14 protein-coding genes are annotated in these 22,138 nt (G+C 66.5%); 12 read left to right on the forward strand and 2 right to left on the reverse strand.

Annotation, left to right across the window (positions count from 1 at the left end; genetic code table 11):
• Window positions 1-120: 120 nt before the first annotated feature.
• The 11 genes from B5F84_RS01020 to B5F84_RS01070 all read left to right on the forward strand — a co-directional run bounded on the left by B5F84_RS01020 (window position 121) and on the right by B5F84_RS01070 (window position 16,815).
• On the forward strand, window positions 121-738 hold the full coding sequence (locus B5F84_RS01020) for a hypothetical protein (protein WP_087319792.1): 618 nt from the start codon (window positions 121-123) through the stop codon (window positions 736-738).
• A gap of 100 nt (window positions 739-838) precedes the next feature.
• The gene (locus tag B5F84_RS01025) at window positions 839-1,267 is read left to right on the forward strand and encodes a PTS sugar transporter subunit IIA (RefSeq protein WP_087319795.1); all 429 of its coding nucleotides are present in this window, start codon (window positions 839-841) and stop codon (window positions 1,265-1,267) included.
• Between the two features lie 63 nt (window positions 1,268-1,330).
• Window positions 1,331-2,062: a GntR family transcriptional regulator gene (locus B5F84_RS01030; protein WP_087319799.1), complete on the forward strand. Its 732-nt coding sequence runs from the start codon at window positions 1,331-1,333 to the stop codon at window positions 2,060-2,062.
• A 62-nt stretch (window positions 2,063-2,124) separates the two neighbouring features.
• Window positions 2,125-3,291, forward strand: a complete 1,167-nt coding sequence (locus B5F84_RS01035) for an SIS domain-containing protein (RefSeq protein ID WP_087319801.1) — start codon at window positions 2,125-2,127, stop codon at window positions 3,289-3,291.
• 156 nt (window positions 3,292-3,447) lie between these two features.
• Entirely contained in the window at window positions 3,448-4,614 is a 1,167-nt protein-coding gene (nagA, locus tag B5F84_RS01040; RefSeq protein ID WP_087319802.1) for an N-acetylglucosamine-6-phosphate deacetylase, read from the forward strand.
• A gap of 242 nt (window positions 4,615-4,856) precedes the next feature.
• Entirely contained in the window at window positions 4,857-8,321 is a 3,465-nt protein-coding gene (locus B5F84_RS01045; protein WP_087319804.1) for a discoidin domain-containing protein, read from the forward strand.
• A gap of 194 nt (window positions 8,322-8,515) precedes the next feature.
• On the forward strand, window positions 8,516-9,847 hold the full coding sequence (locus B5F84_RS01050) for a hypothetical protein (protein WP_087319806.1): 1,332 nt from the start codon (window positions 8,516-8,518) through the stop codon (window positions 9,845-9,847).
• 394 nt (window positions 9,848-10,241) lie between these two features.
• Entirely contained in the window at window positions 10,242-11,309 is a 1,068-nt protein-coding gene (gene pheS / locus B5F84_RS01055; protein WP_087319807.1) for a phenylalanine--tRNA ligase subunit alpha, read from the forward strand.
• A 164-nt stretch (window positions 11,310-11,473) separates the two neighbouring features.
• Window positions 11,474-13,942, forward strand: a complete 2,469-nt coding sequence (pheT, locus tag B5F84_RS01060; RefSeq protein WP_087319809.1) for a phenylalanine--tRNA ligase subunit beta — start codon at window positions 11,474-11,476, stop codon at window positions 13,940-13,942.
• Window positions 13,943-14,200: 258 nt separating this feature from the next.
• Window positions 14,201-14,863 carry a hypothetical protein gene (locus B5F84_RS01065; RefSeq protein ID WP_087319811.1) on the forward strand — a complete coding sequence of 221 codons (663 nt, stop codon included), beginning with the start codon at window positions 14,201-14,203 and terminating at the stop codon, window positions 14,861-14,863.
• Window positions 14,864-15,093: 230 nt separating this feature from the next.
• Complete coding sequence (locus tag B5F84_RS01070; protein WP_087319812.1) at window positions 15,094-16,815, forward strand: phospho-sugar mutase; 1,722 nt, start codon at window positions 15,094-15,096, stop codon at window positions 16,813-16,815.
• Window positions 16,816-16,951: 136 nt separating this feature from the next.
• Here the strand turns inward: B5F84_RS01070 and B5F84_RS01075 are convergent, their stop codons facing one another.
• The gene (locus B5F84_RS01075) at window positions 16,952-17,767 is read right to left on the reverse strand and encodes a papain-like cysteine protease family protein (RefSeq protein ID WP_239378157.1); all 816 of its coding nucleotides are present in this window, start codon (window positions 17,765-17,767) and stop codon (window positions 16,952-16,954) included.
• A 523-nt stretch (window positions 17,768-18,290) separates the two neighbouring features.
• Window positions 18,291-20,534 (reverse strand): transglycosylase domain-containing protein, encoded by a 2,244-nt coding sequence (locus B5F84_RS01080; protein ID WP_087319814.1) that lies wholly within the window; start codon window positions 20,532-20,534, stop codon window positions 18,291-18,293.
• 256 nt (window positions 20,535-20,790) lie between these two features.
• Here B5F84_RS01080 and tyrS point away from each other — a divergent pair, with 256 nt between their 5' ends.
• Window positions 20,791-22,008, forward strand: coding sequence for a tyrosine--tRNA ligase (gene tyrS / locus B5F84_RS01085; protein WP_087319816.1), 1,218 nt, complete (start codon window positions 20,791-20,793; stop codon window positions 22,006-22,008).
• Window positions 22,009-22,138 lie beyond the last annotated feature (130 nt).

Consider the following 22,138-nt stretch of genomic DNA (forward strand, 5'->3'; position numbering starts at 1 on the left):
CCCGGGCACCGCACCTAGTCTTCGTGACATCAGTGAGCGGGCGCGCATCTCACGACCGGCCTCGTGCCTAGGTCCAATCTCCCGAGATGCGCGCCCGTTCTTCTATAGAAAGGCAGCGTCTTGGAACCCGGGGTTATCGTTTTTATCGTCATCATCTGCGTCTACGCGCTGGGCAGCGAGCTGTTCAGACGCTACTACGAGGCCAAGTACGAGGGCTTCTTCAACACGGGCCACTATGGTGAGGCGCTGGCCGCCCTTGACAAGATCCCCGCGCGCGTGACCATGTCCACCTATCGCCAGTACTATCTGCGGTTCGCGTGCTATCAGGCGATGGACGACGAGGAAATGGCAACCCGCATGATCGAGCTGCTCGTTCGCATGCGCAACTCCGCCAGGCGCCAGGCAACGCTTTTGCCCGTTGCCTTCAACTACTTCACGCAGATTGGAAACAAGGAGCGTGCCAAGGAGCTCCTGTCAGACCTCAAGGCCTGCAAGGCGGCTGACAAGGCGACCATCACGGACTGCCAGCTGACCTACGACATCGTCTTTGGCAAGCGCTACGACTACATCGATCAAATGGAGAAGATGCTCGACAAGGCTGCCCCGAGCCTTCAGGGCAAGCTCTGCTTCCTTTTGTGGAAGCAGTACGCCAACAAGGGGAGCAAGACCCACGCAAAGCAATACAAGCGTCGCTACGAAGAGCTGACTAATTCGTCGAAATCGCAGGGTGAGCGCTAAGCTCACCTTAGGAATAGCTATACTGCTGGTAATCTGGTATCAACCAGTTGTCGTTTGGGTCTTCCGAGTGCGCTCGGAAGATGTCGAAGGGAGAACCAAAATGATCGGCTTCATCCTCACCGGCCACGGCCACTTCTCCAACGGTCTCAAGAGCGCTGTCGACATGGTCGCCGGCCCGCAGCAGTCGTTCGAGATCGTCCCCTTCGAGGAGGCCGCCGCGGGCGAGTACGCCTCCAAGCTCCGTGACGCCATCACTGCCATGCGCGGCGAGTGCGACGGCGTCCTCGTCTTTGTCGACCTCGTGGGCGGCACCCCGTTCAACCAGTCCATGATGGTTTCCAACGACGTCGACAACGTTGCCGTGGTGGCTGGCACCAACCTGCCCATGCTCATCGACATCGTCATGGCTCGCTCCGACAGCTCCACCCTCTCCGACCTCGTTGCCGAGGCCGTCGAGGTGGGCAAGGAGGGCGTCTGCCACATGTCCCTCCAGGGTGGCTCCTCCGACGACGAGGACGACGAGATGTAAGGCCCCTTCATCTTCTGAAGGGACTAAGGGCGCGATGGCGCTCGGAGAGCGAGGGGAGGCGAAGTGACGCCCAGGGGTAGGAAGCAGCCGCTGTACGACCAGCTGGTTGACATCCTGACTGAGAAGATCGAGCAGGAGTACCGCCCGGGCGACCTGCTGCCCTCGGAGCGTGAGCTCTCCGAGCGCTATGGCCTCTCGCGCACGACGGTAAGGCTGGCCCTGCAGGAGCTCGAGCAGCTTGGCATGGTCGTTCGCCAGCACGGGAGGGGGACGTTCGTGGCCGACCGCTCGGCCCAGACCACCAACCTCCTCCAGGTCTACAGCTTTACCGACCAGATGCGCTCCATGGGTCGTGACCCCAAGACCACGATTCTCGAGTTCACGGAGCTTGACGCAGACAAGAAGCTCGCCGAGCGGATGGGCGTGCGACTGGGGGACCGCCTCTTTAAGCTCAAGCGCCTGCGCACCGCCGACGGCATTCCCATGATGGTCGAGCTGAGCTATCTTCCCGTGCGGAAGTTCCTCACGCTCAAGCGCCCCCTGCTCGACAGCATGCCGCTCTACGAGATTATGGAGAACGTCTACAACGAGAAGATTCGCGTGGCCGAGGAGGAGTTCTTCGCAAGCGTGGCCAGGCCCTCCGACGCACACCTCCTCGACATTGCAGAGAACGCGCCCGTGCTCGACCTCGTGCGCACGACGTACAACATGAGCAACGAGATCATCGAGTACACGCTCTCGGTCGCGCGAGCCGATCAGTTCAAGTACAAGGTGCTTCACCAGCGCCTGCCCTAGCCTTGGTACGAAGGTGCGGTCGGGCCTCTGGCTCGGCCGCAGGGGAAGAAAGGAAACCGCCCATGTTCGAGAAGTCCACCGAAGAGCTCAAGGCGCTCGGCGCGGACATCACCACCGCAGAGATCAAGCAGCAGCCCGAGCTCTGGCTCGACACCCTCAAGATCTACCAGGACAACCTCGAGGCCATCGAGAAGTTCCTCGCCGACGCCCGTGGCATGGGCGAGGGTCGCCTCTCCGTCGTCTTCACCGGTGCCGGCACCTCCGACTACGTTGGCGACACCGCGGCCCCCTACCTGCGCCACGCCGGCGACACCTCCCTCTACGACTTCAAGCCGATCGCGACGACCGACATCGTCTCCGCGCCGTGCGACTTCCTCAACCCCGACGAGCCCACCGTGCTCGTGTCCTTTGCGCGCTCGGGCAACAGCCCCGAGTCCCTTGCCGCGGTGCAGGTTGCCAAGACCTTCGTGAAGAACGTCAAGTTCCTCAACATCACCTGCGCCCCCGAGGGCAAGCTCGCCGTTGAGTCCGCCGATGATCCGGACGCCCTCACGCTTCTCATCCCGCGCGCCAACGACAAGGGCTTCGCCATGACCGGCTCCTACAGCTGCATGACGCTGCTCACCACCCTCATCTTTGACGCCGCCACGATCGAGCAGAAGACCGCCTGGGTCGAGCAGATTGCCAAGATGGGCGAGGACGTCGTGGCCCGCGAGGCCGAGATCGCGGCCTTCCTTGCCGGCGACTTCAACCGCGTGACCTACCTCGGCTCCGGCTCCTTCGTTGGCCTTGCCCAGGAGAGCCAGCTCAAGATCCTCGAGCTCGCCCACGGCCTCGTCGCCACCTCCTGGGACAGCTCCATGGGCTATCGTCACGGGCCCAAGTCCTTCGTTGACGACAAGACCCTCGTCTTCGTCTTCATGAACAACGACGCCTACACCCGCCAGTACGACCTCGACATCCTGAACGAGATCAACGGCGACAAGATCGCGCAGAAGACCATCGCTGTCCAGCAGGACCTTGCGCCCGTCTTCGAGGGCGAGTCCTTCACCTTCGCCGGCTTTGACGCTCTGCCCGAGGGCTACCTCGCGCTTCCGTTCATCATGGTCGCCCAGGTGGTCTCGCTGCTGAACTCCGTGCGCGTGGGCAACACGCCGGACACCCCCAGCCCCACCGGCACCGTCAACCGCGTGGTCAAGGGCGTGACCATCCACCCCTTCGAGGTCTAGGGGTTCTTCTCGCCCAAGCGGCCTTATACGTAGCGCCACGGTGCCCGTCTGCATGTGTGATGCGGGCGGGCACCGTCTCATAGGGGGCGTCGCTGGGTACGTACGGAACAGGCACGCAAGCGCCGGGGTTTCCCGGCTGGAAGTAAGGAGAGATTCATGAGCACCTTTGCCATCAAGGCCGACAGGTTCGTGCTTCCGGGCGCGACGATGCAGGGCGGCTACCTCACGGTGACGGACGGCGTCTTTGGCGCCTGGACGGCCGAGGCTCCGGACTGCGAGATTCGCGACTACACCGGGTGCATCGTGGGGCCCGGCCTCGTTGACACGCACATCCACGGCTTCTTCAACCACGCGACCAGCGACCGCAACGCCGAGGGCATCAACGTCTCGAGCGTCGAGCTGGCCCGTCGCGGCACCACCGCCTGGCTGCCCACGACCTTCACCGAGTCTGTCGAGGACATCGCCGCCTCCTGCGAGGCCATCGCCCAGGCGGACGAGAGCCGCGGGGAGGACTTTGTCGGCGCGCGCATTGCGGGCATCTACCTTGAGGGCCCGTTCTTCACGATGAAGCACGTCGGCGCCCAGAACCCGAAGTTCCTCATCGACCCGAGCGTCGAGGTCTTCGAGCAGTGGCAGGAGAAGGCCGGCGGTCGTATCGTGAAGAGCGCGCTCGCCCCCGAGCGCGACGGTGCCTGCCCGTACTGCGCGGCCCTCGCCGCCATGGGCGTCGTGACCGCCATTGGCCACTCCGATGCGACCTACGACGAGGCCATTGCCGCCGTGAACGCGGGTGCGAGCTGCTTTGTCCACACCTACAACGGTCAGCGCGGCCTGCACCACCGCGACCCGGGCGTGGTTGGTTGCGCCATGACCTCCCAGAACACCTACGCCGAGATCATCTGCGACGGCCGTCATGTGGTCCCCGCGGCCATCAAGGCGCTCGTCGACGCCAAGGGCTGGGAGCACACGGTCCTCATTACGGACTGCCTGGGCTGCGGCGGCATGCCCGAGGGCGAGTACATGTCCGGCGGCATGCCCGTGGTGATGAAGGGCGGCCTCTGCTACCTGCGCAACGATGACGGCACCACCGGCTCGATCGCCGGCTCCGTGCTCACGCTCGCGGAGGGCGTGAAGAACGTCGTCGACTGGCAGATCGTCACGGACGAGCAGGCCATCCGCATGGCAACGGAGGTGGCCGCCCGCTCGGCGCACGTCGAGGACCAGGTGGGCCTCATCCTTCCGGGCCGTCCCGCGGACCTGACCATCTTCCACGCGGACATGACGCTTGCCGGCACCTTTGTGGGGGGCACGCTCGTCGAGTAGCGGGCTTTTTCTCGCGCAGGGGAGGGGTCGGACGCAGGTCGTTCGACCCCTTTTTTGCAGGTCTTGCTTCGCGCGTGGCCCGTGTGGCTTGTGGGAGCATCCGCTCGCAAAATAATCTGCCCGCTCGCCGATTGCAGAACGGGTGCGGACGCTCGAGACAATCCGGATTCCTATATTTTAAAAGTTCTGAAAATGTGGGGTTTCTGTCAAAAAAGTGACCTCGACGTTGAAAGGGGAGATGCATGAGGAGACGCCTGAAGGGAGTGGTTGCGTTTGCGATGGCGACCCTGATCGCCATGGGCGTGTCGGTTCCGACGGCCTACGCCGAGTACGCCGGCAAGAAGCCGGAGAACGGCACGACGCAGGAGCAGCCCTTCGCACCCGGCACGGGCGGGAGCACCAACTTCCGCATCCCGGGCATCGTCACGCTTGACGATGGCACCATTGTGGCCGCGACGGACGCGCGCTGGAACCACGCGGGTGACGGAGCCGGCCTCGACACCATCGTGAGCGTGTCGAAGAACGGAGGCGCCGACTGGACCTACACCTTCGCCAACTACCTCGGCGACAACGGCAACACGTACAACAACCAGTCGACGTCCTTTATCGACCCGGCGATCGCCACGGACGGCACGACGGTCTACCTGGTCGCGGACCTCTTCCCCGCGGGCATCGCCCTCAACACCTCCGTCTCCTCCCCGGTTGCGGGCAAGACCGGCTTCACGGAGGACGGCTCCGGTCTTCTGCTTCGTGTGAACGGTCACGAGACGATTGACCGCAACTATGGCGCGACGGTCGCCGCCAAGGCCTATGACTACTACCTTGACCTTGAGACGTACACGATCCACAAGGTCTCCGACGATTCCGTGGTCGAGGGCTACACGGTCGACCCTTACTTCAACGTCACCGATCCCGAGGGCAACGAGACCAACCTCTTCTGCGCGGACGCCCCGTTCCAGGTCTATCCGACCGACTACCTCTATCTGACCACCTCCACCGACGGCCTCACCTGGTCCGAGCCGACGCTCATCAATGCCAAGAAGGCAAACGAGCAGACGCTCCTTGCGGGCCCGGGCAACGGCGTCGTGCTCGATGACGGCACCGTCGTCTTCAGCGTCTACGAGTTCACGTCCGGCAAGCAGGAGGCGGGCATCATCTGGTCCACCGATGGCGGCGAGACCTGGCATCGCTCCGCTCCTGTGACCTCCTACGACGGTGGGCACTGGTCGAGCGAGGCGACGGCGGTCCAGATTGACGACACGACCATCCGCCAGTTCTACCGCGACGGCTTCACCACGCTCTACTACACGGACTACACCAAGGGGGAGGACGGCACCTGGGTTCCCGGAGAGGCCGTGAACACGGGCCTGACCAAGCGGAACAACAACCAGCTCTCCGCCATCAAGTACAGCGAGCAGATCGACGGCAGGGACGTCATCATCGTCTCCACCGCGTCCAACCCCGGCGACCGCAGGGGCGGCAAGCTCTACGTGGGCTTTGTGAACAATGATGCCGAGCACACGATGGACTGGCAGTACGGCTACGCCGTGAACGACTTCGACGACTACTACGCGTACTCCTGCCTCACCGAGCTCAAGGACGGCTCCATCGGCCTGCTCTACGAGAAGGCCTCTGCCGCCGAGACCTTCGTGACCATTCCGTTTGACGACCTCATTTCCGATAAGGCCAACCTCGACTACGACCAGCGCTCGGTCGAGCTCGACGAGGGGGAGAGCGTCACGGTCAACGACCCCTCCGGAGACTACTCCGACACTGACACGAGCTCTCTGAACACCAAGATTGCGACGGTGGAGGTCAAGGCCGGCGCGCTCAACGCGACCTCTGCGAAGGTCGGCAGCGCCGCGGGCGTCTACGAGGGCTCTTCCGTTGGCCTGGACGACTGCCTCTTCACGTTCACCGCCGAGGGCGATAACTACATCGTGAGCGGCACGGACGCCGACGGCAACCCCGTCTACCTCGATCCGGGCCAGGGCAGCGCCGGCTACCCGGTCAAGACGACGAACGCCCACCAGATCACGGTCTCCGCGGGCGCCGAGGCCGACACCGTCTACCTGCGCGACACCGCTGGCTCCTACCTCTTCTTCTACAAGAACTCCCTGCAGTTTGACCGCGTGAACGCCCTCTCGCAGGAGTCCTGGAAGAGCTACTGCTCCGCCCTGCTCTACCGTCCCGCCGTGGAGGACGAGGCCTCGAGCGAGGAGATTCCCGGCTACGTCAAGGTGACCGACTTCGACAACCTTGGCGGCGGCGAGTACCTCATCGCCTTCAAGGCTGACAACGGCAACTACTACCTGCTCTATCCCAGCGCCTCCACGGCACACAAGTCCGCTCAGGGCGCGCAGGTTGTCCCCGGCGGCCCCTCGACCGACATCGTCTTCACGGGCGTTGCCCCTGGCAACACGGGCGTGCTCGTCGGCAACACCTACTACGACGTGACCGTCAACAAGGTGTATGACTTTGTCCCCACCGAGGACGTCTCGGTCACGGTGAGCAGCGAGGTCACCAACGTGACCGCCACCGAGGGCCCCGCCTCGTATGCGAACGACGAGAACGAGAGCACCTTCTGGCACTCCTCGTATACCGCTGCCGGCAGTGCCGAGGACCTCTGGATCATGCTTGACCTTGGCGAGCAGACCGCCATCGAGGGCCTGCACTACCTCCCGCGCCAGAGCGGCGAGAACGGGACCGTGACCGAGGGCCGCGTGCAGTACAGCGCTGACGGCGAGAACTGGACGACCGTCGCCGAGGTCTCCTGGCCTGACTACTTTGACAAGTCCTGGCGCATCGTCGAGTTTGAGCCGGTGACGGCCCGGTACGTCCGCCTGCAGGCCGTGCACACCTACTCGAACAGCGACCCCCAGCACGACGGCTTCATGTCCGCGGCCGAGGTTCGCGTGGTGAGGTCCGACGAGGTCGTCCCCGTGCCCGAGACGCACACGGCCACGTTTGATGCCAATGGCGGCACCGTCGACGTTTCCTCCATCGAGGTTACGCAGGGCGAGGCCTACGGCGAGCTGCCCGTGCCCGTCCGCGAGGGCCACGAGTTCCTGGGCTGGTTCCTCGGCGACGACGAGGTGACCTCCGCCACCGTCTTCGGCGGCACCGGCGACGTGACGCTCGTCGCCAGGTGGGAGCCCATGTCCTTCTCCGCCGCGCTCGACGCCAACGGCGGCGCCGTCGACCCCTCCTCCGTCGAGGTCACCTACGGCGAGGCCTACGGCGAGCTGCCCGTGCCCGTCCGCGAGGGCCACGAGTTCCTGGGCTGGTTCCTCGGCGACGACGAGGTGACCTCCGCCACCGTCTTCGGCGGCACCGGCGACGTGACGCTCGTCGCCAGGTGGGAGAAGAACGAGACCGTGGACCCGGATCAGCCCGGAACCGAGGACCCGGACAAGCCTGGCACCGAGGATCCCGACCAGCCCGGCACGACCGATCCTGACAAGCCCGGCACCGAGGACCCGGACAAGCCTGGCACGACCGATCCGGACCAGAAGCCCGGCTCCGACGTCAAGCCTGGCACCGGTTCTGACACCAAGCCTGGTACCGGCACCAGCAAGCCCTCCGGCACCCAGAGCGTGCCCGAGACGGGCGATCCGCTCTCGCCGACCTCTGTGGTTGCCTACGTTGTCGTGGGCGGCGCCATCCTTGTGGGCGCGGGCATCGTGCTCCGTCGCATGAGGGGCTAGGCGTAACACGCCCTTTTGCCGGGCGGGGTCGGACGTCGTTCCGACCCCGCCCGTTTTTTGTGCCGCGGTGGTCCGGCGACTCGCGGTGCAACCGTCTCTCCCGATGTGTCCCTAACGGTTTTGTCACGTTGTCGCGCGGCGGCTATCCCACCGTCAACCTTGGGTATGATGCTCACAAGCAGAGGGGAGGGCGTATGCTGGGGCGCGGGGCAAGGAGGAGCAAGAGACGAAGGCCCCGGCGCCGCGGGGTTCTTCTCGCCCTGCTTGTGACCATTGCGCTGGCAGACACCGCCACGCTTGCCGGCGCCGCGGTGCTGCACGCCCGGCGCCTCGAGCGCGTCACCGGCACCAACGCCGTTACCGCCCCCACCGTTTCCTCGGAGAGGCGAACGGGCTCCTTTGGAGCGACCCTCGAGTATGCGGCGCTCTTCTCGCACGACGGTCATCGCGTAACGTCTGATGTGGCCTGGGATGACGCGTGGTTCTTCCAGGACCCGACGGTCTACAACCACGAGCTCGCGCACACCTGCGCCGTGCTCTCCGCCATCGCCAACGCCGAGAGCGCCTACTACCAGCAGGGCTCAACCGCCCCCGCCTTTGCGGAGCACGCCTTTGCCGAGCTGGGCTTTGACGAGGTCTGCACGGCGTCCTACCGCTATCGAAGCGAGGTTCTTGACGAGGTCATCGGCGTTCTGGACGGCACTGACGTGGTGGCCTACACGCTGGCAACCAAGCGCGTGCGCAACCCAGAGACGGGCGCCGAGAAGGAGCTCTTTGTCGTGGTGGTGCGCGGCTCGTACGGCTCGGAGTGGCTCTCCAACATAAAGATCGAGGGCGCCTCGGGCGTGGCCGGCGCGGAGGGGGATGGGGATCACCTCGGCTTCACGCTGGCCGCCAACGAGATCGTGGCCGACCTCGAGGAGCGGGCCGCCGCCCTGGCCCCGGACGTCGAGCGCGCCTACCTCTTCTGCGGGCATAGCAGGGGAGGTGCCGTGGCCAACCTCCTGGCGAGCTATTCCGATGACATGGCGGACGGGAGCCGGGCGCTGGCCACGGCGGGCGACGTGCGCGCCTACACGTTTGCCACGCCCAACTGCACCTCGTCCGAGACGGCGCGCGACGCCTCCTACGACAACATCTTCAACCTGCTCAACCCGTCCGACCTTGTTCCCCAGCTGCCGCTCTCCTCGTGGGGCTATGCGCGCTACGGTCGCGACGTCTGGCTTCCCGGTGCGGGGGACGCCGCGCTTGACGCTCGCTGGGACGCCGTCTGCGCCTCCTATGAGGCGACGATGGGCACCGCGTGCCCCTCCGACCCAGAGGACCGCGCGGCAGTGTCCGCCTTTGTGCGGGACATCGGCGAGCGCGTCTCTGACTTTGACGAGCTCGTCTCCCCCGGGGGCCTCCTGGAGCTTGCGGGGGCGTGCATGAGGATTGACCTGCCACGCCTGCTGGCCAGCCACTACCCCAACACCTATATCGCCTGGCTTGACGCCACCACGGAGGATGACCTCGCGTTTGGTTAGTCCGGCCCCCGTATCTGTGCTACCATGTCACGCTAGGCGATGACGGAGAGGTCTGGGCGTCGCGTTGCCAGCGGACAGAGATGGGGGTCACCGGCTGAGAGCCCCCTCCAAGGCAGAGGCCCGGAGTTCACTCCACCAGCTGCGACCTGAACGGTCGTGCGGCGTGCGGAAGGGACAGTCACTTTTGCACGCTTGGGAGGTCACGTGCAAAAGTGACTGTCCCTTCCGCACGCTCAGTAGGGAAGCCGGGGGTCCCACGGCACGGGGCAAGAAGAGGGGGCGCGCGGGGGAGAAAACCCGTGGCGCCAACCGAGGTGGTACCGCGGATCTTCCGTCCTTGGGCAGCAGACACACTGCCAAAGGGCGGTTTTTCGTTAGAGAAGGGATGTACGCAATGGCAATGTCCGACGACCTCAAGGCCATTGAGGCCCAGGTAGCGGAGGGGCTCACCGCGGCCGAGAGCATGGAGGCCCTCGAGGCCCTGCGCGTGAGCGTGCTCGGCAAGAAGGGCTCGCTCACCCAGATCATGCGCTCGATGGGCAGCCTCGCCCCCGAGGAGCGCCCCGTCATGGGCCAGCTCGCCAACACGGTGCGCGGCAACGTGGACGCCGCGATCAAGGCGCGCCGCGAGGAGCTCTCCGCCGAGCTCCTGGAGCGCAAGATGGCTGCGGACGCCGTGGACGTCACGCTGCCGGGACGGCGCCTCTCCCAGGGCACCCAGCACCTGATCAGCCAGATCCGCGAGGAGGTCGAGGACATCTTCTGCGGGCTCGGCTACACCGTCGAGGACGGCCCCTACGTGGAGACCACCTGGTACAACTTCACCGCGCTCAACGCCCCCGAGGACCACCCCAGCCGCTCGGCCAAGGACACCTTCTACGTGGTCGACAACGCCCCCGAGGGCAAGGAGTCCCACGTCCTGGGCGAGTCCGACGTGCTGCTGCGCACCCAGACCTCGGGCGTGCAGGTGCACGTGATGGAGAGCAAGAAGCCGCCCATCTACATGATCTGCCCGGGCACGGTCTTCCGCCCCGACACCGCCGACGCCAACCACCTGCCGCAGTTCACGCAGGTCGAGGGCCTTGTCGTGGACGAGGGCATCACCTTCGGCGACTTCAAGGGCACCATGGACTACTTCCTGCGCGAGATCTTCGGCAAAGATCGCGCCACCCGCTACCGCCCGCACTTCTTCCCCTTCACCGAGCCCTCCTGCGAGGTCGACGTCTCCTGCGGCGTCTGCGGCGGCACGGGCTGCCGCTTCTGCAAGGGCACCGGCTGGCTTGAGATTATGGGTGCCGGCATGGTCGACCCCAACGTCTTCGAGTACTGCGACATCGACCCCGAGAAGTACACCGGCTTCGCCTTTGGCATGGGCGTCGAGCGCATCGCGTGCCTGCGCTACGACCTGCCGGACCTGCGCATGCTCATGACCGGCGACATGCGCTTCCTCCGTCAGTTCTGAGGCTTCCCCGGGCGCCCGATCTTGGCGCTCAAGCCTTCGGCCGCCGCACGTCAGGCGTGCGGCCTCGGCTTTCGCGCCAATCTCGGGCATCAGGGAAACCCTCAGACCGGACCCGAAAGAGTTTCTCGGTAGTTTTGCACTGATCGCGCGAAAAGGAGAAGAACATGCGCGTCTCATATGAGTGGCTCAAGAGCATGGTCGACGTGCCGGCGGACCCCGCCGAGCTCGTGGCCGCGCTCACCCGCACCGGCACCGAGGTCGAGGGCGTGGAGAAGGTCGGCGCCAACCTCGAGCACGTGGTCACGGCCCAGGTCGTGAGCAAGAAGCCCCATCCCGACTCCGACCACATGTGGCTCTGCCAGGTCAGCGTTGGCGACAAGAACGTGGACGAGAACGGCAACCCCGTCCCCCTGCAGATCGTCTGCGGCGCCCAGAACTTCAACGAGGGCGATCACATCGTCTGCGCCATGATCGGCGCGGTTTTGCCTGGCGACTTCAAGATCAAGAAGAGCAAGCTGCGCGGCGTGGAGTCCTGTGGCATGAACTGCTCGGCCCGCGAGCTGGGCCTGGGCTCCGACCATGAGGGCATCATGATCCTGCCCGAGGACGCGCCGGTGGGCATGGACCTCACCGACTACCTCGGCATGTCCGACACCGTGATCGACTGCGAGATCACGCCCAACCGCCCCGACTGCCTCTCCATGACCGGCTTTGCCACCGAGGTGGCAGCCATCCTTGACGAGGAGACCCACATCGAGCTCCCGCACGTGAAGGCCGAGTCCGGCCCGGACGCCGCCGAGCTCGTGGACGTGACGATCGACGACCCCGAGCTCTGCAGCCGCTACACCGCGCGCGTGGTCCGGGGCGTCAAGATCGGCCCGTCGCCCGAGTGGCTCGCCCAGCGCGTGGCCGCTGCGGGCGGGCGCTCGATCAACAACGTCGTGGACGTGACCAACTACGTGATGTACCTCACGGGCCAGCCGCTCCACGCCTTCGACCTGGGCGCGCTTTCCGAGCGTGACGGGCGCCGCCACATCGTGGTCCGCGCCGCGAAGGACGGCGAGAAGCTCGTGACGCTCGACGGTCAGGAGCGCACGCTCACCTCCGACATGGCCGTCATCACCGACGACGGGCACACGCCCATCGCCCTTGCGGGCGTCATGGGCGGCCTTGACTCGGAGATCACCGAGGGGACCGTCGACGTTCTTCTCGAGAGCGCGAACTTCTCGAGCGGCCACACCTCGCGCACCAGCCGCAACCTCGACCTCATGAGCGAGGCCTCCATCCGCTACGAGCGCAAGGTTGACGGCACCAACTGCGCCAACGTGGCCGAGATCGCCGCCGCGCTCTTTGAGGAGTGCTGCGGGGCAGAGGTCTGCCCGGGCATCGTGGACGTCTATCCCGGCAAGGAGGCCGACGCCCCGGCGCGCATCGAGTTTCGCCCGTACCGCGCCCGCGCGCTTGCCGGCGCCCCCATCACCAACTCGTTCATCACCTCGCGCCTCGAGCGCCTCGGCTGCACCGTCGAGAAGAGCGACGTCGCGCACTACGTGGTGACCGCGCCCACCAACCGTCCCGACCTCACGCGCGAGGTCGACCTCATCGAGGAGGTCGTGCGCCTCTGGGGCGAGGGCGACATCGAGCCCACCATCCCCGCCGCCAAGAACCACGCCGGCGGCCTCACGCCCGAGCAGCGCCGCGTGCGCAAGATCGGCCAGGTCCTGCGCGCCTGCGGCCTCTCCGAGACCTCCACGTACTGCTTCGCCGCGCCGGACGACCTCTCGCGCCTGGGCATTCCGGAGACCGGGCGCGGCGTGCCCGTGAAGATCCTCCGCCCGCTCGTGGCCGAGCAGTCCGAGATGCGTCGCGACATGCTGCCGGGGCTTCTGCGGTCCGTGGCCTACAACCTCGACCACGGCGTCCCCAACGTGGCGCTCTACGAGATCGGCCGCGTCTTCTTTGGCCACGAGCACAGGAGCCAGCCCGACGAGCCGAGCTTCGTCTGCGGTGTCCTCTGCGGTAAGCGCGCGGACGATGCCTGGAACCAGCGCTTTGACGAGTACGACTTCTTCGATGCCAAGGGCGTGGTCGAGGAGCTGCTCGACGCCCTGCGCGTGTCCAAGGTCCGCTTCAAGGTGGCCGACCCCGAGCAGTATCCCTGGCTCCAGCCCGGCCGGGCGGCCGAGGTCGTGGCCGGCGGCGGGCAGGTCGTGGGCTGGGTGGGCAACGTCCACCCGCGCGGCCTCAAGGCGATGGGCATCGAGGCGCCCGTGGTCGCCTTTGAGCTCTCGCAGGCGGCGCTCCTGCGCCTGGCGGTCGACCAGCTGCCGTACCAGGACGTCCCGACGCTGCCGGGCGTGGACGTGGACCTGGCCATCGTCGTTGACGAGTCCGTGACGGCCGAGACCCTCATGCAGCGCATCTCGTCCGCCGGCGGCAAGCTCCTCTCCGACGTGCGCCTCTTCGACGTCTACCGCGACGACGAGCGCGTGGGCAAGGGCAAGAAGTCCATGGCCTTCTCGCTCACCTACCGCGCGGCCGACCGCACCCTCACCTCCGAGGAGGTCGAGAAGGCGCACGCCAAGCTCGTGACCAAGGTCTGCAAATCCACGGGCGGCGAGGTCCGCTCCTAGCGGGAGGCCCTTTGCGGCGTACGTTCGGTGCGCCGAGGCCGCGTTTCCAAGAAGCTCGTCCAGTGCGCGCCGGATTGCCGGGTCCGTGCGCGCACTGGGCGATTCTTTTGACCATACGGACGAGAAGAACGTCGAGTGCGCGCTGGCGGGCGCGCACTCGACGCGTTTTGTGGAGCCGGGCGGGGATGGCGGAGCCAGCCGTCACCCTCGCCCGGCCGTCCCTGCCGCGCGGCCGCGGTGTTTGCTAGCATGGTTGGTATGCCGAGCTGGAACATACATACCGCGCACGTCGAGCGGCTCCTCCGGGAGGAGGGGGCCCGCGCCCTGGGCATCCGTGACGAGAACGCGTTTCTCATGGGCAACCTGGCCCCGGACATCTACGTGGGGTACATGGTGCCAGACACCACCTACCGCATCGACTACAAGCTCACCCACCAGGCGCTGCGCGAGCACATCCCGCTGCCCAGCTACGACGAGTTCTGGAACTTCTACGTGGTGCGCCAGGAGCACGTGAGCGACCTCACGCTGGGCGCCTGGGCGCATCTGGTCGCCGACCACGTCTACAACGCCCATACGCGCCGCTATCTCGAGCACATCGGCGTGGCGCCCGGGGAGCGCGCCCGTGTGGGCAAGCAAGCCGACTTCGCGCTCTTTGGCCGCACGCTCGACATCTCGCTCAAGCCCCGCGTGGACGAGGCGCTCGTGGAGGCCTGCGCCGCCTTCCCGCCGTACACGATCCTGGAGCGCGACGTGCGCGCCGCGGCGGCGGCGGCGAGCCGCATCGTGGACGAGAACCGCGCGAAGCACGTGGAGGGCGAGCCTGCCTACCAGCTTCTCTCCGCCGCGTTCTTTGAGACCGCGCGCGACGAGGCGCACGCGACGATCGTGCGCGGCCTGCGCGCGTACGCCTCCCGCGCGTAGCCGCGCGCCGGGGCGTCCTTCTCGCGAGAGGGGCCGCCGCGGCCCGCGAGGCCGCCGCACTGAGCGGGGGCGCCCCCCTGCGGTGCGGGTCACGCCCGCTCCGTCTGCCGCCCGTCGCGTCCCTTCCGCGTAGACCCCGCCCCTGAGGCCCTTGCGACCGACTAGAATCATACGTAGCGTGTGTTGTCGGCGCGGGCTGGCCCGCGCCTCGAGAAATGGGGGAGAACGACATGGACGCAGCCATCCGCGACGCGGTCGAGCTCTGGAAGGACAACGTGACCGAGCCCGACCTTGTGGTCGAGCTTGCCGAGCTCATGCAGCCCGGCAACGAGGACAAGCTCTTCGACGCCTTCTACCGTGACCTCGCCTTCGGCACCGCCGGCCTGCGCGGCACGCTCGGCGTGGGCACCAACCGCATGAACGTCTACGTGGTCGCGCAGGCCACCCAGGGCGTGGCGGACTACCTGAACGCCCACTACGAGAACCCCACGCTCGCGCTCGCGCGCGACTCGCGCAACAAGGGCGAGGACTTCCAGCGCGTGGCGGCGGGCGTCCTTGCCGCCAACGGCATCCACGTCTACGTGTACCCGCGCATCGAGCCCGTCCCCACGCTGTCCTTTGCGGTGCGCCACCTCGGCACCTCCGCGGGCATCGTGCTCACGGCCTCCCACAACCCGGCGCCCTACAACGGCTACAAGGTCTACAACGACAACGGCGGCCAGATCACCGACGAGGCCGCGGCGGAGATCTCCGCGAACATCGCCAAGGTCGACCCGTTCAACGTGCGCATCATGGACTTCGAGGAGGGCATCGAGCGGGGCCTCATCGAGTGGACGCCGGAGGAGGTCCTGGACGCCTTCATCGAGAGCATCAAGAAGGTCTCCGTGCCCGGCTTCAAGGCCTCCGAGGACTACTCCGTGGTCTACACGCCGCTCAACGGCACGGGCATGGAGCTCGTGACCCGCATCCTCAAGGAGCTGGGCGTCGACAAGGTCTCCGTGGTGCCCGAGCAGGCCAACCCGGACGGCAACTTCCCCACGTGCACCTACCCCAACCCCGAGTTCCGCGCGGCGCTCGACCTGGCGCTCAAGCTCGCCGAGGAGGTCAAGCCCAACCTCGTCGTGGCCACCGACCCGGATGCCGACCGCATGGGCACCGCCATCCCGCACGACGGCGACTACGTGCTGCTCTCCGGTAACGAGATGGGCGTCCTGCTCATGGACTGGCTCGCCACGATGGCCGCCGAGCGCGGCGAGGACGTGGCCCGCAAGGTGGCCGTCTCCACGATCGTCTCCTCCTCGATGCCCGACGCGCTCGCGCGCGACTGGGGCTTTGAGATGAGGCGCGTGCTCACAGGCTTCAAGTACATCGGCGACCAGATCGACCAGCTCAAGGACGAGGGCGAGGAGGACCGCTTCCTCATGGGCTTCGAGGAGTCCTACGGCTACCTCGTGGGCACGCACGCCCGCGACAAGGACGCCATCGTCGCCACGATGCTCTGCGTCGAGATGGCCTCCTACTACGCCGAGAAGGGCATGGACCTCTACGAGGCCATGGATGCCCTCTACCAGAAGTACGGCTACTACCTCAACGGCACCGTCAACGCGAGCTTCCCGGGCGCGGCGGGCGCCGACAAGATGGCCGCCATCATGGCCGGCCTGCGCGAGAACCCGCCCGCGGAGATCGCCGGCTACAAGGTGACCGGCATGACCGACTACGCCACCGGCCCCGAGATGCCGCGCGTCTCGGGTCTCCAGAAGGAGGCCGCGCAGACGCTGCCGCCTGCCAACGTCATCGAGTTCCGTCTGGAGGACGACAACAAGGTCATCTTCCGTCCGTCCGGTACCGAGCCCAAGGTGAAGGCGTACCTCTTCTCCAAGGGTGCCACGCGCGCCGAGTCCGAGGCCGTCCGCGACAAGCTCCAGGCCGCGGCCGAGAAGATCCTCTCGTAGGACGGTTTTTGCAGGAGAAGGCCCCGCCGACTTCCCCAGCAGGTTTTCCGCAGAGCGCGGTCCTGCGAGGAAGTCGGCGGGGCCTGTTTTATCGGCCGATCAGCCGGCGATGACAGGGCGATGCCCCGCCGGGCTCCTACTCGGCGTCGCCCGACGAGCCGAGGGTGAGGGCGTAGAGGTTGTCGCAGGCGGAGGCGATGGTGCCGGGGGCCCACGGGCGCGCGCTCACGTCGGGGGAGGTGGGGTCGTAGACGTCCACGCTGCCGTCCCCGTTCTCGCCCACGATGACGATCCAGTGCGCGCTCTCGGTGAGGGTGTCGGCCTTGGCCTCGGCGAGGATGTAGATGCCGCTGTCGAGCACCGCGGGGATGTTGTCCGCGTTGGAGGCATAGACCTTGCAGGAGAGCCCCAGGTCGCCCGCGTGGTCCTCGAGGTAGCTGCCGTCCATGTGGGCGTCTCCGCCCGTGAGCTCCGCCTCGGTCACGGCCGCGGCGATGTCGGCGGGGGACTGATCGGTCTTGCCCGTGAGGCCCATGTAGACCATGGAGAGCGCGGTGGGCCCGGAGCCGGTGAGGGCGAGCGGCCCCTCCGCGTAGTCGACGGCGCCCCAGCGAGCGTCCCAGCACCAGAGCTGGGGGACCGTCCCCTGCGTCACGGCCTCGCCGTAGGGCTGGGCAGTCTTGTCCAGGGTGGGGTAGGACGCCACAAAGCCCACCGCGTCGGGGACCCTGAGGGCAAGCTCGAGGAGCCCCTCGTCCTTGTACTGGCTCGCGTTGGCGGCAATGGTGGCAAACTGCTCGTTCTGGTTGAGGCGCTCGGCAAGCCGCTTGGTGAGGTCCTCGCTGACGCCGGCGGCCACGCGGGCGTCGACCTCGTTGACCTCGCCCTGGGCGGGCTCGCTCGCGGAGCAGCCCCTCACGCAGCTCGAAACTCCCACGACAAGAAGAACCACGAGCACAAGGGCGAGCGCCCCCAGAATGATCAGGCGCCGGTCAACTCCTCGCCCGCCGCCGCGACCGCCCTGAAAGCTGAGGGGGCGGGTCTGGATGGGACGTCCCCCGCGCGACCTGCCGCCGCGCCCGCCGCGCAGGTTGCCGCCGCGGCTCCGGGTTCCCGTTGGCCCATGATAGACGGTCTGACGCGGAACGCGTGCCTGTCCCCCCACATATTGGCGAGAAGAGCCGGGGTGTGAGGGAAGAGACGGCCGCGAGCGCCGGTCAAGGTCGTGATTCGTCATATGAGCCACTCCGTGAACGTGTGTTGCAACAGAGAAGAGTCCTTATCGCATGATACGGCACGCATGCTGCGAAACCCTTTCCCTATGAATGTAATATCGGGGAGCGGTAGGTATCAAAACCTGTCAATCAATCATTGAGGGCTAAAGCGGTGCCGCAAAAAGGGCCCCGGGGGGCACAAAAAACGGGCGACCGGAGGTCCGGCCGCCCGTCAAAGGTGCTCTGTTCGCCCTGCCGCCTCTAGGGGTAGCGTCGGCTGCGGGTCGGCGTCACCGGGTCGGGGTCCGGGACCGAGGGGTCGGGGTCGGGCTCCGTGGGCTCTTCCGGCGTGGTGGGCTCCGTGGGCTCCGTCGGCGTGGTGGGCTCTTCCGGCGTGGTGGGGACCGTGGGCTCCGTCGGCGTGGAGGGCTCTTCCGGCGTGGTGGGGACCGTGGGCTCCGTCGGCGTGTAGGTGGGCTGCTCGACGACGTTCTGGCTGGTGTCGTCCTGGTTGGAGTTCTGGTTGGAACCCTGGTTGGAGCTGCCGTTGTAGCTGCCCGCGGCAAACTTCCAGGTGCTGTTGGACTTGTAAGTGGCGTCGTGGTCGGAGGTCGGGAACTCGGCGCGCTCCGTACCGGCGAGCACCGTGTTCATGTACTCCGTCCAGATGGGCTGGGCGGTGTTGGCGGTGGTGGCGTAGGAGCCGTAGAGGTACAGCGGCGTGGAACCCTCGATGTTGCCCACCCACACGGCGGTGGTGAGCTGCGGGGAGCCTCCGCAGAACCAGAGGTCGGCGGCGTTTTCGGCGGTACCGGTCTTGGCGGCGATGGGCTGGCTGGCGGTGTAGTGCGGCTTGGCGTAGTTGGTGGTGTAGCCGGCGTTGAAGACCCCCTCGAGGACCTCGATGGCGTCGCAGGCCACGGCGGAGTCGATGACCTGCTCGGCGTCGTCCTGGTGCTCGTAGACCACGTTGCCGTTGCGGTCCTCGATCTTGGTGATGGCGATGGGGTTGCGGTGCACGCCGCCCGAGAGGATGGTGGAGTAGCCCTCCGCCATCTCGAGCGGGGTGACCGGGGAGGTGCCCAGCGTGGAGGCCGGGAAGGGCTCGATCGTGGAGTCAATGCCCACGAGCTTGGCCGTCTCGATGAGCTTGTCGACGCCGATGGCCGTGATGACCTGCGCGTAGCCCGTGTTGGAGGAGACCTCGGTGGCGCGCGCCAGGGTGACGGTGCCGTACTGCGAGTTGTAGATGTTGCTGACGGGCCACGTGCCAATGGTGAGCGGGGAGTTGCAGTTGATGAGGGTCGAGGGGCTCATGCCGTCGAGCATGGCCGCGAGGAGCGTGAAGGCCTTGAACGTGGAGCCCGCCTGGCGCCGAGCGATGGCGGTGTTGACCTGGGACTCGCCGGCCTCGGCGTTGTTGCCGTAGTGCTGGCCGCCCACCATGGCCACGATGTGGCCGTTGGAGTTGTCAATGGAGACGAGCGCGGCGTTGACCTTGGGGTCGTTGAAGAGCGTGGTGACGTGCTGGGAGGCCTCCTCGGCGGCCTGCTGGTAGGCGGGGACGAGGGTGGTGTAGACCTTGAGGCCGCCCTGCATGACGGTGTCGGAGGAGAAGTCCTGGAGTAGGAGGTCCTTCACGTAGTCCGTGAAGTAGGGGTAGGTGCCCTGGGAGTCGGCGAGCTCGCCGGGGTTGAGGGTGATCTCCTCGGCGCAGGTGGCGTCGTACTCCTCCTGGGTTATGTGGCCGGCCTCGAGCATGCGGCGCAGCACGAGGTTGCGGCGCTCCTTGCAGCCCTCGGGGTTGACGAAGGGGTCGTAGTAGTTGGGGGAGTTGGGAAGGCCCGCCAGGATGGCGGACTCGCCGAGCGTGAGGTCGCTCGCGTGCTTGTTGAAGTAGGTGATGCTCGCCGCCTCGATGCCGTAGGCCCCGTTGCCGTAGTAGATGGTGTTGAGGTACATGTTGAGGATCTGCTCCTTCGTGTACTCCTTCTCCATCTGGATGGCGATGTAGGCCTCGCGCACTTTGCGCTTGAGGGACTGCTCGAACTGCTCGTCGGACAGGACCGTGTTGCGCACGAGCTGCTGCGTGATCGTGGAGCCGCCGCCCGCGTCCCCGGAGCCCGTGATCTGGCCCACGACGGCGCGCAGGATGCCCTGCGGGTCGACGCCGTTGTGCTCGTAGAAGCGCTTGTCCTCGGTGTCCACCACGCCCAGCTTGACGTAGTCGGAAATCTGGTCGAGCGTGACCGAGCGGCGGTTCTGGAGGTAGTAGGCGGCGATCTCGTTGCCGTCCGCGTCGTAGACGCGCGTGGGCTCGGCGACGAGGTAGGCGTCGGCCGAGGTGTAGTCGGGCAGGTCCTGGAGCCAGGTGCTCACCACCCCGCCCAGGGAAAGCGCAAGGGCGACGATGAGCAGCGCGATGAAGCCAAACGCTCCGGCCAGGCCAAAGCCTGCGATGTGCGTCTGGGAGTGCTTTCGAGCGCGGCGGGTTCTGATCCCCATCTACTCCTCCTGTCTGGGAGATCGGTCCACAACTGTCCAACATTATAGTTGGTACCGGGAATGCGTTCCCAGACGGAGCATCGCCGTGTTGAGACCGTGGACGCGAGGTTCTTCTCGCCCGGCGCCCGCGGCGCCGCGGACGACGGAAAGGACCACGTTTTCCGCCCCTTTTTCGCGGCCCTGCGGTATGCTGATGTGTCATGTGGGCGCCCTGCGCGGCGTTTGGATACGCGAAGACCCTATGGAGGACAGAGATTTGCTGCCAGTCGACGAACAGCTCAAGGTGATCACGTCCGGGACGATGCAGATCGTGCCGCTCGACGAGCTCAAGAAGAAGCTCGAGAAGGGCGAGCCCCTGAACATCAAGCTGGGTGTCGACCCCACCTCCCCGGACCTGCACCTGGGCCACGCGGTGCCGCTGCGCAAGATGCGCCAGTTCCAGGACCTCGGCCACAACGTGACGCTCATCATCGGAAACGGCACGGCGCTCATCGGCGACCCGTCCGGCCGTGACTCCACCCGCCCGCCCCTCACCGAGGAGCAGGTCGAGGCCAACGCCCAGACCTACGTCGAGCAGGCCATGAAGGTGCTCGACCCTGAGAAGACCACGGTCCTGCACAACGGCGAGTGGCTCAAGGGCCTGAACCTCGCCGAGATGCTCAAGATCATGAGCCAGTTCAACGTGGCCCGCATCCTCGAGCGCGAGGACTTCCACAACCGCTACACCGAGGGCAAGTCCATCGGTCTGCACGAGTTCATCTACCCGGTGCTCCAGGCCTACGACTCCGTGGTCATCAAGGCCGACCTCGAGATGGGCGGCAACGACCAGATCTTCAACCTCCTCGCCGGCCGCGACCTCATGCGCGCCATGGGCATGGAGCCGCAGGTGGCCCTCACGATGCCGCTTCTGGTGGGCACCGACGGCCACAAGAAGATGTCCAAGAGCTACGGCAACTACGTGGGCCTCACCGACGAGCCGGCCGACATGTACGGCAAGGTCATGTCCATCACCGACGAGCTGGTGCCGCTCTACTGGCGCCTGTGCTCCACGGCCGACATGGACAAGCTCGACGCCATCGACGCCGCCTTCGCGGACGGCTCCGCCGACCCGTACGCGCTCAAGCGCGAGCTTGCCGCCAACATCGTGGACCTCTACCACGGCGAGGGCGCCGGCGCCGCGGCGAGCGCCGCCTTTGACGCGCAGTTCAAGCGCGCCGAGGCGCCCGAGGACATGCCGGAGTTCTCCCTCTCCGTGGCCGAGGTCAACGACGAGGGCAAGGTCTACCTGGGCAAGCTCCTCGTGGAGGTGGGCATCGCCAAGTCCGCCGGCGAGGCGCGCCGCCTCGTGGACGGCGGCGGCGTCAAGATCAACGGCGAGGCCGTGGCCCCCAAGTGCTACAACGTCGAGGCGTCGCTCTTCTCGGCGGGCACGACGGTCCAGTCCGGCAAGAAGCGCTGGGCGCGCCTGGTGTAGGGACGCGTCCTGCGCCCTTCCTGCCAGCACAACGTCATGAGCACGCACAGTTCCGTAACTACCTTTCCCATCTGCGGATGTATGAAGTGAAACGGAGCTGTGCGTGTTGTTCTGTAAGGACGGAGGAGAC

The organism is Olsenella sp. An290 (genome assembly GCF_002159535.1).
Taxonomy (GTDB): Bacteria; Actinomycetota; Coriobacteriia; order Coriobacteriales; family Atopobiaceae; genus Thermophilibacter.